The sequence below is a fragment of the Leadbetterella byssophila DSM 17132 genome (assembly GCF_000166395.1).
GTDB lineage: Bacteria > Bacteroidota > Bacteroidia > Cytophagales > Spirosomataceae > Leadbetterella > Leadbetterella byssophila.
In genome coordinates, this window is record NC_014655.1 from 1,702,376 (window position 1) to 1,717,080 (window position 14,705).

Annotated in this window: 13 protein-coding genes; 6 read left to right on the forward strand and 7 right to left on the reverse strand. The window is 39.5% G+C overall.

Going from position 1 to position 14,705, the window contains the following annotated elements; genetic code table 11:
- Positions 1-67 precede the first annotated feature (67 nt).
- Positions 68-1,003 (forward strand): bifunctional Delta(1)-pyrroline-2-carboxylate/Delta(1)-piperideine-2-carboxylate reductase, encoded by a 936-nt coding sequence (gene lhpI, locus LBYS_RS08125; protein WP_013408386.1) that lies wholly within the window; start codon positions 68-70, stop codon positions 1,001-1,003.
- A 40-nt stretch (positions 1,004-1,043) separates the two neighbouring features.
- Here lhpI and LBYS_RS08130 read toward each other — a convergent pair whose 3' ends face one another.
- From LBYS_RS08130 to LBYS_RS08145, 4 genes are all read right to left on the reverse strand, one after another.
- Positions 1,044-1,913, reverse strand: a complete 870-nt coding sequence (locus tag LBYS_RS08130) for a cupin-like domain-containing protein (RefSeq protein WP_013408387.1) — start codon at positions 1,911-1,913, stop codon at positions 1,044-1,046.
- A gap of 130 nt (positions 1,914-2,043) precedes the next feature.
- Complete coding sequence (locus tag LBYS_RS08135; RefSeq protein WP_041823526.1) at positions 2,044-2,991, reverse strand: DUF8428 domain-containing protein; 948 nt, start codon at positions 2,989-2,991, stop codon at positions 2,044-2,046.
- Between the two features lie 94 nt (positions 2,992-3,085).
- Positions 3,086-4,468: a sensor histidine kinase gene (locus LBYS_RS08140; protein ID WP_013408389.1), complete on the reverse strand. Its 1,383-nt coding sequence runs from the start codon at positions 4,466-4,468 to the stop codon at positions 3,086-3,088.
- Entirely contained in the window at positions 4,462-5,145 is a 684-nt protein-coding gene (locus tag LBYS_RS08145; RefSeq protein WP_013408390.1) for a response regulator, read from the reverse strand. Before LBYS_RS08145 ends, LBYS_RS08140 begins: the two co-directional genes overlap by 7 nt.
- A 117-nt stretch (positions 5,146-5,262) precedes the next feature.
- Between LBYS_RS08145 and LBYS_RS08150 the strand changes: the two genes are divergently transcribed.
- Positions 5,263-8,049 carry a CHAT domain-containing protein gene (locus LBYS_RS08150; protein ID WP_013408391.1) on the forward strand — a complete coding sequence of 929 codons (2,787 nt, stop codon included), beginning with the start codon at positions 5,263-5,265 and terminating at the stop codon, positions 8,047-8,049.
- Here LBYS_RS08150 and LBYS_RS08155 read toward each other — a convergent pair.
- Together LBYS_RS08155 and LBYS_RS08160 are read right to left on the reverse strand one after the other, a co-directional pair.
- Entirely contained in the window at positions 8,041-8,691 is a 651-nt protein-coding gene (locus tag LBYS_RS08155; RefSeq protein ID WP_013408392.1) for a tetratricopeptide repeat protein, read from the reverse strand. The genes LBYS_RS08150 and LBYS_RS08155 overlap by 9 nt on opposite strands.
- Positions 8,678-9,184: an RNA polymerase sigma factor gene (locus LBYS_RS08160; protein WP_013408393.1), complete on the reverse strand. Its 507-nt coding sequence runs from the start codon at positions 9,182-9,184 to the stop codon at positions 8,678-8,680. The genes LBYS_RS08155 and LBYS_RS08160 overlap by 14 nt, the downstream gene beginning before the upstream one ends.
- An 87-nt stretch (positions 9,185-9,271) precedes the next feature.
- Between LBYS_RS08160 and LBYS_RS08165 the strand changes: the two genes are divergently transcribed.
- The 4 genes from LBYS_RS08165 to LBYS_RS08180 are packed head-to-tail and all read left to right on the forward strand — an operon-like array spanning position 9,272 to position 12,356.
- A complete protein-coding gene (locus tag LBYS_RS08165) occupies positions 9,272-10,606 on the forward strand; it encodes an OmpA family protein (RefSeq protein ID WP_013408394.1) in 1,335 nt (444 codons plus the stop codon).
- A gap of 45 nt (positions 10,607-10,651) precedes the next feature.
- The gene (locus LBYS_RS08170) at positions 10,652-10,966 is read left to right on the forward strand and encodes a DUF4870 domain-containing protein (protein ID WP_013408395.1); all 315 of its coding nucleotides are present in this window, start codon (positions 10,652-10,654) and stop codon (positions 10,964-10,966) included.
- Complete coding sequence (locus tag LBYS_RS08175) at positions 10,963-11,694, forward strand: hypothetical protein (protein ID WP_013408396.1); 732 nt, start codon at positions 10,963-10,965, stop codon at positions 11,692-11,694. Before LBYS_RS08170 ends, LBYS_RS08175 begins: the two co-directional genes overlap by 4 nt.
- 56 nt (positions 11,695-11,750) lie before the next feature.
- Positions 11,751-12,356 carry a hypothetical protein gene (locus tag LBYS_RS08180; protein WP_013408397.1) on the forward strand — a complete coding sequence of 202 codons (606 nt, stop codon included), beginning with the start codon at positions 11,751-11,753 and terminating at the stop codon, positions 12,354-12,356.
- On the opposite strand, the gene LBYS_RS08185 is transcribed toward LBYS_RS08180, so the two are convergent.
- Positions 12,353-14,680 carry a glycosyl hydrolase family 28 protein gene (locus LBYS_RS08185; RefSeq protein WP_013408398.1) on the reverse strand — a complete coding sequence of 776 codons (2,328 nt, stop codon included), beginning with the start codon at positions 14,678-14,680 and terminating at the stop codon, positions 12,353-12,355. The two genes, LBYS_RS08180 and LBYS_RS08185, sit on opposite strands and share 4 nt — an antisense overlap.
- Positions 14,681-14,705 lie beyond the last annotated feature (25 nt).

Sequence of the window (14,705 nt, forward strand, 5' to 3'; positions counted from 1 at the left end):
AATCGCTAAAAATTGCCGGCTTTTGTCCGGCTTTTTTTATGAAATTTGGGGCTAATTTGATACGACTATGCTTATCATTTCTGACGATAAAATTAAAGAGCATCTAGGCTATGCCGGACTGATAGAGTCCTTAAGAAATATTTTCTTATCTGACTATACCATGCCTTTACGCCACCATCACTTCTACACTACTCCCGAAGGATTAGAAAATACCTTAATCTTGATGCCCGTGTGGAATCAAGATTACATAGGAATGAAGCAAGTGACCGTAGCTCCGGGAAATGCCCAACTAGGCATACCCTCGATCTTTGCCAGATATATTCTGAGTGATGCACGTACAGGACAGCCACTAGCTATGATGAATGCGGCTGAATTAACTTCCAGAAGAACTGCATGTACTTCTGCCTTAGCAGCGAATTATCTATCCAGAAAAGATGCTAAAAACCTATTAATAGTAGGAAGTGGAAAAGTAGCTCAACACCTGGGTCAGGCTTACGCCGCCATCAGAGATTTAGAAAGTATAGAAGTTTGGGCCAGAAATAAAGAAAAGATGGCTGAGTTAGTTCAGGATCTACAATCCAAAGGACTTCCGGCAAAAGAATCAAATAACCTGGAAGAATCCGTACGAAATGCTGACATTGTTTCCTGTGCCACCCTTTCAGAAACGCCTGTCATATTAGGGGACTGGGTGAAACCGGGAACTCACTTAGACATGATTGGTTCCCATAAGCCGAACACCAGGGAGACAGATAATGTAGCCATACGCAAGAGTACCATTTTTGTAGACTCTAGAATGGGGGCATTACACGAAACCGGTGAATTAGCCATCCCTATAGCTGAGGGAATCATCTCAGAGGAAGATGTGAAAGCAGATATTACTGAACTCATCAGAGGTATACACGGAGGCAGAAGCTCCGAAGAAGAAATTACACTATTTAAATCTGCAGGATTAGCTGTTGAAGACTTAGCAGCCGCCCTGATGGTTTTTAAACGGTGTATATAAATGGTTGAATAATAAAAAAGCGGCTGCTTAGCCGCTTTTTTTATTGTAATGCTCTTTTTGCTGCTGCTTTCTTTTTCCAATTGAACCATTTATCACCTAAGACCTTATTAAAGATCTCATCCAAATGAGTCATAATACCTACTTGCCAGAATCCAAGTAGTCTATCAGAAATATGCGGACTAAGGGAACGTACGGCAAAACCTAAGCCGGCGGTATTGTATTCAATATGATGCCAATACCCCGCAGGCATAAATATGGTATCCCCGGGTCCAATCACACAATCATAGCCTTGTACCCTAGCTAGTTCAGGATACTTTTCAAAATCAGGGTTATTTACGTCTATAGATGTATGAGTAGAGAACGGATATTGGTACAACTTTTTAGAATACTCCGGAGCAAACATCACCACTCTTTTATACCCTACTAACTCTGTTAAGAAAACACAACTATTATCCATATCTCTATGAATACGAGTGATGGCCCCTTGTCCCCCAAAGAACGCTAAAGGTAAAAATTCAACGACCTTATCTGCTATCTTAGGAAACTTGAAATGCTGGTGTAATTCCTTCTTATGTTTGAATACATTAAACAGAAACAAACGTTTAGTGGTAGGTTTTTCTTGAATCAGTTCCAAATATTCACGGAACTTCATCTTTTTCCCCGCGGACTTATAAGATCTGTCATCTTTCCTCTCCTCTGACTCATCATCAAAAACCCCCACTTCAATATGACCTAACTCTTTGGCAAAGTAATCAAAGGACCACTGATAGACCTGAGCGTCTTTGCCATACATGTGCTTAATAATAACCGGTTTCTGAGGAATCATGTATTTTTCCTGAAATTCCTCTCTCGTAATGTTTTCAACCCTGTCTACGGTTAAACTGAGATCGATGGATAAATCTGTTGGCATATTGCTTTAATAATGGATACGAATATAACGAAGGTTCAGGGTACTATTGTTCCTAAAAGAAAAAATTCCTGCATCGAAAATCGTTGCAGGAATCTGATAGAACCCTATAAACCATTATGATATGCTATCTTTATTTGATCTGGAAATTTCCAGTTCCAATTTTAAATCCTTCCGAGTATAACTCTACCGCGTATACGCCTGAGTTAAACTCTTGACTTTTTTGGTAGTACATAGCTACCTTTTGATCATTGTTTGTGTAAGGTACTGATTGACGTACAGAATATCCAATTTCTTTTCCTGCAAAATCAATCACTCCTCCTCTACCCATGTCATTTAATACCGCTCCATTTGGATCTAGTATTCTGAGGTACACGTCTTTATTTGTTTGTTCTGTCAGTGGATTAGAAGGAAGGCTGTAAGTCACTTTTAATTGATCAATCTTTTTACTCTTAATCTTTCCATCTTTTTCCTTTCCCTTAGACGTCAAACCTACCACTTCCACATTAACAGCTTTCAAAGCCGCAGCTGTGTTCACTTTATGTTGTAGATCCTTATTCTTAGTAGACACTTCATCTACTACATTTGTCAAGGAGTCTTTAGCAGCAGAAAGATATGTATTTTGAGTAATTACCTCTTCTTTTTCCGTCTTTAAGGTCAGATTTTCCGAAGCCAAAAGCCCGTTTTCTTCCCTCAATTTCATGATTTCTTCGTCTTTAGCAGCTAAGAACTTCTCATACTCTGCTATCTTGTCGTTATATTTCTTTGCTGAGAAGCTTGATGAAGATCTCAAGTTTTTGATATCTTTCTCTAATTCAGCTTTGATTTTCTCCAACTCTTCGACGCTTCCTCCTAATGACTCAACCTCTAAAATTTTTGCTTCCAGAGCTCTAGAAATAGAATCTAATTTTACTCTTGTATCAGATAATTCTCCTACTTTGGTATCTAATAAACCTTGAAGGTCTTTATTTTTTGTTTGTGTATTGAAATAAAGGTACCCAACTAATGCTAACGCCGCCAATAAAACTATAACTCCTATACGAAGTGCTCCTGAGTTATTGTTTTGATTTGAAGTTTCCATATGCTTTCCTAACGCTTTGTGTTTTTTGATGCTACAAAGTTGTGTCACTGACCTTAAACCCGAATTAATCTAGAATTAAATTTGGCTTAAAATATTAGGCTTTAGGAAATGAGAGTATAAAGGAGTTACCATTAGATCCTGGTACTATACTCAATTTGATCTTCAATAGAAGCAAGATCTGCATAACAATGGCCAATCCTACTCCATGTCCCCGTTTCCCTTTTGCCGTAGCATCTGACCTGAAAAAAGGTTCCAGGATCTTAGAAACCTCCGTTTCCGGGATAGGCTTACCTTCATTGTAAATCTCTATAGCTAGACCACCATCCCCTTCTCTTAAAGTAACCTCTGCTTTCTGTTCTAAGGAGAACTTACAAGCATTATCCAGTAGATTCTTAAAAACGATTTTCAAAGCCTCCTCATTTACGGGGAAGATCAATAATTCTTCATCATCCGGAATCTCATCCAGATTTAAAAGTACTTTACAGTCCGGATTCCACCTTTTAAACTCCGCCACTCCCGCTAATAGAATCTCATCTATTCTCAGTTTTTTTAAGGGCAACTCCTTATCTGAAGAACTGATACTAGCTAACTCTAACAATGCATTAGTCAACTGATTCAGCATTAATGTATCAGAGCGCAATGACATGATCTGCTGATAGAACTCAGGCTGATGCTTATATTTCATCTCCATGATTTCTATCTGCGTAAAGATCTTTGTTAATGGATTTTTCAATTCATGAGATACATTTGCGATAAACATCCTCTGCGTATTCACCGAACTTTCTACCCTTTGTAACAACTGATTGATGGTCTTCGCAATAAAGCCTATCTCATCCTGCTTATTTGGATAATCTAGACGTTTGGAAAGATTACCTGGAAAAATGGCGTCCAGTTGCCTGGCCATACTGGCAATAGGAGACAGTGCCCTATCTGCCATAAACCAGGAGATATAAGCTATAAATAATAAGGCCACAAGGCAAAGGATGATTAGAATATCCCTTAGATTATTCAAAGCCTCCCTTTCATAAACATCTTTGGCACTAATAACAACCCAATAGTTCTTGATCTTTATAACTGAGATCTTATACTTATCACGGGAAATATTATTTACCGCTTTACTGGTATCTTGAGGATTGATAAAACTTCTATGAAAACTTTCCTTTAAGATATCTGTAGTGAAGACAAAGAGGTCTCGCTGTGGATCATAAATAGAGGTCATTTCTTCCGTAAGCATACGCTCATCAGAATTACGCACCAAATCTTGTAAAGCCTTTTGATCTGCGCTATATGCAATGCGCAAGGAAGCCGTAACTATAGCCCTTTCCTGCAATCCATTATAGAATCTACTGTTCAGGTATAGCCTACTGAAAAGATATATACTGGTACAGAATAAGAGGAAAAGCACACTAACCATAAGCAAAATCTGCAAGGTTAGTCGCTGACGAATGTTTAAGCTATTCAGAAATTTCCTCAACATTTCATTACATATCCCATGCCTATCTGGGTGTGAATCAGTTTGACATCAAAGTCCTTGTCTATTTTTTTGCGAAGGAAATTCACATATACTTCGATGACATTTGTGCCTGTATCAAAAGTAATATCCCAGATCTTTTCAGCTAATTCCACCTTAGAAATCACACGACCCACATTACTCATAAAGAATTCCAATAGGCTGAACTCCTTTGCCGTTAATGTAATCTCTTTATCTCCTCTCTTTACGGCCTTGGTATCTACGTTCAGTTCTAGGTCCGCCACCCTAAGTATATTCGATTTTTGAATCACCGCATTTCCTCTACGGGTTAAGGCACGAATCCTAGCCCTCAATTCTGAAAATTCAAATGGTTTACTAAGATAATCATCTGCACCGGAATCTAATCCTGTAATGATGTCTTCTGTAGTGCCCAAAGCCGTCAATAACAGGATTGGGGTATGATTTCCATTGTCTCTTAAGGTTTTACAGAGGGTTAAACCGTTGATTTCCGGTAAAATAATATCACTAATAATAAGAGAATACTCATTCCTTTCTGCCAGAGTTAAGCCCATTTGTCCATCATAGGCTATATCCACTTGCGCATTATTCTCCTCTAATCCCTCCTTAATTAGATTCAAGGTTTTTACCTCATCTTCAATGAGTAATATCTTTAAGCCCTGCATAGAATAAGCATTTATCTGTGTTTACACTCCAAAGAAACATAATATTATGATATTCACTATGCACTAAGTAAGATTTATTGAGGAAAGTTTGTATTTTGACAACCACAAATAAACACTATGATAAGATTTATCCTTTTTCTCATCATTGGTGGCCCCATTTACGCCCAAACCAATCCATTAGCTGACAGCCTCCGTATCATGCAAGTATATGGAGAAGAATTTGATTTACGTGCTAATGAGAAAGATCCAACGGCTCGCCTGTTAGCCAAAGCTAATCAATTGATACTGGAAGAAAAGGACAAAGAAGCCTCCGCTATATTAGATAAGATAATAAGTTCCAAAGAAAAATTTTGGTACCAGGTCACAAAATCTCGCTTACTTACTTTAAGAGGGGAATATGACCAAGCTGTGGAAATACTTCAAAAATTAAATCCCAAGAAAGGAAGTGCTGAAGCCGCCATTAAAGAACTCGAGATGGCCAAAAACATGGAGCACAAGCAGGAGTATGTAGAACTAGTGAAGCACTACGAGAAATCCCTGGAGCATCTCAAAAAAACCTCCTACACCTACCTTTTAGGTACTGTCCTAAACGATTTAGCATTTGCTTATGACGAAGCAGGATTTCGGCATAAAACCATACAATTCTCTGATCAGGCATTAAAAATCTTTATGGAGCACTATCCGAAAGATTATAGCATCGTGAGTGTCTGCTTTAATAACTTACTTTTCTACGTGATAGAATACGGAGATAAAAAGAAAAGTTCAGAGGTTCACGAGAAGTACGTTCAATATATGGAGCACTTCTTAGCCAATAAGAAAAGCTTTTCAGCTCCTAAAAAATTTGAAGATTTACATGCTGAAGGCCTTTACCGCTTAAGTGATTTACGCTACACATGTTTCAAGAATGGAGACATACTAGGGGCACTTAACCGACTAGAAACCTTCCACAAAAGAGCCCCAAAGGCATGGTCTCAAGAAAACGTAGGTATTGTAAACTCTGGAATAGAAGCGGCACAATACCAGTTCCGGCAGCAAAAAAGATTCGATCTCGCACTTAAATACACTCATCAGATAGGAAAATACAAAAAAACTTCCTACACCGAGATGAAGAAGAATGCAGCCTTCGCCCTAACTTATTATGACGCCAAGGATTACAAAAAGAGCTTACCATATACATTAAAATGTCTGGAGGAATTTGATTTCCCCAAGGGTTCAAAAAGCTGGCAAACCTTAATGGCCTTAAAAGCACACCTGGAATCCAAACTTAAAATGGATCCTTTATCTACCTTAAAAACCCTTTTTGACGCTACTTTAAAGGAAGATATCAAAGAATTTAATCCTGATAAATATCCTCAACATATCAACAAAATATTCATCCAGGTATTGATTCGTGCAGCTTGGGTCTCTAACGAACTAGACAAGCCCCAAGATGCTACTTTCTATTTCCGATTAGCCGCAAAAATCTTTGAGAAATACTATCAAAATGGATATTACAACGATAGCTTAGGAGAAATTTTGGATGATCTGGAAGATGGACTATACCAGGATAAGGGTTCTGAAAAAGAAATCATTGAAAACTTAAATCAATTAGAAAGAATCACAAACGCCCACCTTTGGGGTAGATTCTCCTCCAAATATCTTCAGAATTTAAATCTCCCAAAAGAGGAGTTACAAAGGAAGAACCAACTGGAACTACGAAGAAACCAGTTGAGCCGCACGTATGAATTAGAGCTGGCTAACCATCGAGAAATAAAGGAAATAGATTTACAACTAGACGGAATCCAAAATAGATTATCTGCCGTTTCCAAAGAGTTTGCCATCTTAAGCGCTACTAAATTTGACGTAAGAGAGGTTCAAAAGCTGTTAAAGCCTAAAGAAGTACTGGTCAAGTATACCACAGGTTCAAAAAATATATATGCCCATATCATCACCCAGAATTCTATCCAATTAAAACCTTTAGGAGAAATTGAAACTGTTAAGAAGCATACTCAAACCTTCATTGATGAGGTAAAGAAGATCAAGCACCTCTCATCTCAAATTTACCAACCCTTACGCGAGTCTCTGATCCACCCTTTGGATCTGGAAAAATATGAATCCATAGTTTTTATATCAGAGGACTTCCTGAGTTATGTTCCTTTCGAACTCTTGTTTAAAAGTATGAAACCGGTATCTCATGCCTTCAGCTTTAAAAACCTTTTGCTGACACGCATGAACAGTACTCCTCTTAGTATATCAGGTAATTTAGCAGGTTTTGTCCCTACCTATCCAAATAGTCAAAGGGATCTAAAATTCACCAGACAAGAGCTAAGTAATATCGAAGATTATATTGGCTCCACCTCTCTTTTTGAAGGGCCACAAGCATCTAAACAGAGTTTCTTAGGCAGTGTAGGTAAATACAGGATCCATCATTTGGCCATGCACTCAGAAATGGATGATGAAGATTTCGAGATGTCCAGCTTATCCTTCTATGCAGAAGAGAAACTTCATTTCCACGAGATATATTCCTTAAATTTCCCTTCTGAAATGGTAGTATTGAGCGCTTGTAATACCGGATCCGGGCAATACTTAAATGGAGAAGGAGTCATGAGCTTGGCCAGAGCTTTATCCTATGCCGGAGTCAGATCATCTTTAACCAGCTTATGGCAAGTACCAGATAAGGAAAGTGCAGAACTGATGGTCTTGTTTTATAAATATCTATCCAAAGGGCTGGAAAAAGACCTTGCCTTAATCAAAGCGAAAGAAGAATTTATAGAAAATCATCCCATGCACTCTCACCCTTATTTTTGGGCCGGATTTATACTGACGGGTGATACCCGCCCCTTGAAGGAAAAGAAAAATTATACCTATCTTTTACTCGGACTAGGACTCATCGCAGCCGTACTAGCGTACAGGAAATTAAGGTAGTTCTTCAAGTACTTTCTTAGCCATTTCCTGCACAGGATTTTCGTATTGAGTTAGCTTCATAAACAGGGTTTTCGCCTCCTGGGTCTTTTGGGTTCTTTGAAGACTCAACGCCAAATACCATTTTGCATAAGCAGAGATATCCGCATCCTCAGCGTTTACTTGCTTTAAAACTGACACAGCTTCTTCATTTTTATCCAACACCAAAAAACACACCCCTTTATACAAAAGCACTTCCGGAGTTTGTTCTAATTTATCAAACTCCTTCAAAGCCTCCTCGTAATTGCCAGCTTCATACGCTGAAAATGCCGTAGAGACCGGATATTTCGTATCACGAACGGAGGGTTGGATCAAATTTGGCAAAGGTCTAAAATAGGCCTGATCTGAAAACTCCCTTTTGGGAAAGAAAACAATGCTTAATATGATGATTGCAGCGGCTGCACCTACCCACCAATAATTCCTTTTTGGCTTTTCATCCAGTCCTTGCAAATAGGTCTTTAATTCTTTCCTCGCAATTCCCTGCTTAACGGCACTTAAAAATTCAAATTCCTTCTTCCATTCGGGATCGGAATCAATCTTGTTCTTTACCTCCTGAGCTTCCTCAGCATTAAGTTCACCCAGAATATATTTTTCAATCCTTTCCATAATAATCTTTTAGTTGTTTGAGGCAGCGAGATTTTTGACTCTTTAGGACATCCTTTTTATCGTAGCCCATAATTTCTTGTATTTGCTCCAATTTTTTACCCTCGTAATAGAATAGCTTTAAAATTTCATAACATCTTTTCCCTAATCGGGACAAGGCCGGCTCTAGATTCGGTATTTCTTCTTTTTCTTCCTGGTACCAATGGCTCTCCAGTTCATGTGGGTCAATCTCCCTCTGATTGCGCATACGTTTAAAGGCCATGTATTTCCCTATTGAGAACAGATAGGTTTTTAATTCCACACTGAGATCATCACATTTACCTTTTTGCACATTTTCTACAAAAGCTATTATAGCATCCTGATATATATCCGCGATCTCCTCTTTCGAAAGGGAGTAGCGAGACAAAAACAGAATAAACCCTGCACGGTATTCTTTATAGATCTGGCCTATGGTCTCACGGTTCCCCGATTTGACTTCTTCGATTCGTTTATCCATTCTTTTGTGCTATTCTAAAAAAAAAGTAAACATTTCATGCTTACCTCCGGACCACGCTGACACTAAGAACAAAAAAAGACAAAAATAATGAGAAGTAAAATACTGATCCTTTTATTGTTAAGCTGGTCTTTAGGATTTGGACAAATTATTGACCCAAAAGAAACAGCAAAAAGAAAAGCAGAAGACCGCACTAATCGCGGTATTGACAGAACTCTTGATAAAGGTCTGGATAAAGTAGAAGAAGGTATAGGCAGTATATTCAAAAAGAAGAACAAAGAAGAAAAGCCTAAAGAGGATAAAAAATCATCTACTAAGAAGGACAAAAATTCTCCCAAAGAGACTGAAACTATTGAAGAAGATGCTGAAAATTCAGCAGATACTAAAAAATCTGCACCTGCTAAGGCATCCCTTCAGTCTTATACTAAGTTTGACTTCATTCCGGGAGAAAAGGTCATAGGTTCAGAAGATTTCATGCAAGATGCAGTGGGAGATTTCCCTGCTAAATGGAATTCTAATGGTTCCGGAGAAATCTCCACCATTCATGGAGTACAAGGACACTGGCTTGCATTGAGTAGCAAAGGCGTATTCTACCCGGAATTTATAGAGGATCTGCCTGAAAACACCACCATAGAATTTGACATGGCCGTGTCTGATGATTTCTCTGAAATGCAATCCGGCCTAAAAGTTTTTATGGTAAAAAAAGACGCTAGGAATACTTTATTTGACCAATTTTTCTCAACAGATGCACAGGCTACCGTAATCATTCATCCATATGGGGCTTCTAATGGTGGTTACAGCAAATTCATAGCCTTTGATAAAAATGGGCAACCTCTAGTTGATAATCAGGCTGCACTCACGAATTGGAAAGCCAGTGAAATAAATCGCATTTCCATCTGGAAACAAAAAACCAGATACAGAATGTATATCAACGAAACCAAAATTTGGGATATCCCTAGAGCTATAGACCCTACCGTCCAGTATCAACTGCTATTTGCCACGTATCCTTGGACAGGGTCCATCTATATCTCTAATCTAAGAGTAGCTGCAGGTGCTCCGGACACCAGAAATAAATTAATTACGGAAGGAAAATTCGTAACACGCGGAATCACCTTTGATGTCAATTCGGATAAGATTAAGCCGGAATCTTATGGAGTGATCAAAGAGATTGCCACAGTCTTACAAGAGAATTCCGGAATCAGGGTAAAGATCGTTGGACATACAGACAGTGACGGAGATGACAAGTCTAACCTCACCCTTTCACAAAAGCGAGCAGCCTCAGTGAAGAACTTTTTGACTTCCGAGTTTAAGATTGATGCCGAGAGGCTTGAAACCGAAGGTAAAGGAGAATCTGAGCCTTCTGAACCAAATACCACTCCTCAAGGAAAGGCGAATAACCGAAGAGTAGAATTTATCAAACTCTAAAATAAACCTCTGGGTCGGGGCTACGCCTCCGGCCTAAATACCACTATGAAACAAGGAAAAACACCAGCCATCTTAGCCTATATCACCATCTTGGGATGGATTGCAGGGCTACTCATGAATCAGCAAGAGAAATCCCCCTTTGCCAGTTATCACTTGCGACAAGGCCTAGGCCTCTTTTTGACGGGATTTGCCTTCTCCTTCATAAACATCATTCCACTTCTAGGACAATTTGTCTTCCTTATTGGATTTGTAGTTCTATTTATCATGTGGATTAACGGCCTCCTCAATGCTCTTAATGAAAAAGAGAAACCTGTACTATTTCTAGGCGAGTATTACAACAAATGGTTCCATTCCTTATGAAAAAGCTCTTAATATTCTTACTCCCATTAGTATGGGCTTGTGGTTCAAAGAAATCCGCAGATTTAGAAGACACGCTAGAAAAGTATATTAAAAAGTCGGACGAGTCAAACCCTAATTCCTGCTTGATGAAGTATCAAGACAAGTTAGACGATCTACTTACGCTAGCCATGGTCTGCAAAGCCACCGGCTTCAAGGCAGAAAATGCAGATACCTCCTATTCTAAGATCATGAGAAACCCGGAATATCATAAGGTAAATTATTCGTTTAAAAACAAACGTATGGGTAAAGTACCGGCCTTAGATGGCATTTATGAGTTGAATGACCAAATAAGCGTAGGAGCCATTAAACCTATGACATTAGAGGAATTCAATAGAGATTACAAACCCGCCACTGAGGAGCAGGTGGTGGCTGCTAAAGAAGCTCTAGATGATGCATTAGAAAATAATGAAGAGGTAAAGGAAATTCGAAAAAAGGCTGAAACAGTCAGTGACGAGCAAATCAAAAAGACAGGAGGGGTATTAGTAGATATGTTCAAAAAGATATCCGAAGGCTACAGAAATGTAGAGGGAATAGGAGGAGCCGCGAGATGGAACATCATCACCACAACCTTGAACGTTTGGCATGACGGTACTCATTTTGAGTTGGTGGTTAATATAGATAATGATGTCGACAAAAATAAGCAAGTTGCCTTGAGCCTTGCCAAAGAAATTCTGGCTAAATGCCGTTAAAATCGTTCTAAATCCTAACATTTGGGGGCTCAGTTCTACTGGGCTCCTCTAAAATCATGAAAAAACTCCTACTCCTCTTTGCCTTATTTAGTTTCCAAAGTACAGCTCAGAAGCCTATCGTTTTCAAAGAGGTTTGGGTTTGGGAATATACGGATGAAGACGGTCAAAAACAGGAAATGGCCATCTATCACCTTCCGTCCAAAAACTATTGGCTTTTCACACCCGAATCCTACGGTTCAAGTGGAGAAATGATTTCCTATATCTTAGCAAAGCCAAACGGAGAATACACCTTTGCCTTTCAAAATGAACATAGGAAAAAACTAGACCTTCAAACCGTTAAGTTAAACTTCCTCGCTCCAAAACCACTGCCGCCAATAGGTCAGAAGACAAAAACCTTTGGAGATACCTTTCTAGGATTTCCACTGATAACCGGGAAAGAACATAAAGGACCTGGTGGCAGTACTATCTATTTGGCACCAACTAAAAGTTCACTACTACCCATTCTTTATTTTAATTCTTTAGAAGGAGATGCAAAAATACCCGTCCATTTTCCTGTTACTCTACCGGGAAATATAATCCCATTAGAAGAGGTAGAAAATGGACAGGTAAAGTATACATTTAAATTTAAATCCAATACCGAGTATTGGGTATACCAGTATTAACGAAAAGCCGAGGACTTCGATTTGCTTAAAAACTTAATTCCGTCCTTTGGATAAGAAGTATTGAGCAAACGAATCTTCTGACTCCTTTCCCCATGAATTTCTAAAAATGTACCGGGGCGATTTGCATGTTTCATCTGATCAAAAAGTACATTCTTGCTGTTTTGTACTTGAATCAAAGCCCCATCCTCTTTCGTCTGCACTCCCACATTCTTTAATTGGATATCCTCTGCTTCTATGATCAGAATACCTTTGTCTGATTTAAAATGAGAATCTTCAATTTTGATTCCCCTAATGGGCATTTCAGGCAAACCTCTCAGTACAATAGCGGAAACTGCCCCATGACTTACTACATTTTTGATATAGAAGTTTTTGAACTGTGGGGTACCTTCATTCACCGGTTGAGGTGCGATAACCGGTAGAGCATGGCTATCCCCATCTAATGGAACGGGATCCTTTGCCTCGTAGTACATATCAAATAAGATAGCCTCCCCAGGGATATTGTTCATAGCTATATTGCTGATATAGATATTCTCTACCACACCACCTCTATCTCTTTTGGTCTTAAACCTCAACCCTATATCTGTCCCTAAGAAGCTACAATTATCCACAAACACATTCTTAACTCCTCCAGACATCTCTGATCCTATCACAAATCCGCCATGTCCGTGGAAGACGGTAGTATTCTTGATAATGACATTCTCCGTGGGAACGCCTCTTTTTCTACCCTGTTCGTCTCTGCCAGATTTTAAGGTGATGGCATCATCTCCCGTATCAAAGGTACATCCATCCACTATGGCATAAGAACAAGATTCTAGATCTAAGGCATCATTATTCTGACCAAACCAAGGATTTCTAACATTCACGTTTCTAAGGGTAATGTGCTTGCTCAAAAGCGGATGCAAGGTCCAGGCAGGAGAGTTTTGAAAAGTAACCCCTTCAATCAGTACATTCTCGCATTCTGTTATACTGATCATATTGGGTCGCAAGAAATCTTTTACCGTCATATAATCTTCTAGGGTTTTTCCTTCTACCCAAAGATTCGCCCAATCTCTCACATCTTCGTTTCCATATCTGGACTGTTCACTAGGGTACCAGGCATCTCCTTTCTTACCCACTACTCCACCGGACTCTACTAATTTCCTCCATTGGGTACTGGTCAATTTATTCTTCTTCACCTGCTTCCATACTTCACCAGACCCGTCCATGATTCCCTGTCCAGTGATTGCGATATTCACTTGGCCTACCGCCCAAATGGGTGCATGGCAGCGAAGAGCCTTTTGACCTTCCCAGGTAGTCTCTACTATAGGATAATCGTCTCTATTATTACTAAATTGTAGCAATGCTCCCTTTTGCAGATGCAGGTTAACATTACTTTTCAACTTCAAAGGTCCAGTAACCCACACTCCTGCAGGAATCAGTACCGTTCCTCCTCCTGCCTCATGTGCCAAATCTATGGCCTGAGCTATGGCTGTAGTGTTCACCGTAAATCCATCTGCCTTAGCTCCATATCGTACAATATTGAAAGTATCTTTCCGGAAATAAGGCTCGTAAACTAGAGGCAGTTCAAACTCATATTTATCAGCAAAGACTGACTTCTTCAAAAAGTTTCTTAGGGGATGAGAGGTCTCAACCAAAGCCTCCGCCACAGCCTTTGCCATCAATCGAGCACCATAGGGGGAAAAATGGGTATTGTCAGTGATACCCTGTGGAAACTTTGGAAAGAAGCCACCAGTAAAATGCATGAAGATTTTCTTCGAAGATTCCACTCCATGCGCCTCGATGATGGCTTGGCTTTTGGCATGTAAATCAATTAGTGCCAATTTATGCTTCGCAGCCACTTCCTTTACAACTTCAGGATAGGCTCCATGCTGATCCACAAACTTACCGTTTTCATCAAATTTCCGGCGCATGACAGGGGTCATTAGAACAGGAGTAGCTCCTTTTGCCTGAATCTCCTGAATATACCTTTCCAGATTCCTACGATAATCTGTGTTTGCCTCAGCGTACCTGAGGGTATCGTCTTGTTTTTGATCATTGTGACCAAACTGTATAAAGACAAAATCTCCCTTTTGCAACTGGTCATGTACGGCTTTCCAATGTCCCAAGCTGCGGAAACTTTTGGTGCTCCTCCCATTAACTGCATGGTTCTGTATCTCTACGGCATCCGTGAAGAGCTCAGGAAATACCTGACCCCAACCGGTCTCAGGCGCATCTATAGGCTTTTTGTTCGCCATGGTGGAATCACCAATCAAGAATATTCGTTGACGAGGCACCTGTAGGGACATCAATACCCACAGGCTGCACAGTAGCAAGAAGTTTTTCATTTATTTAAGGTGAATAAACTCAGCG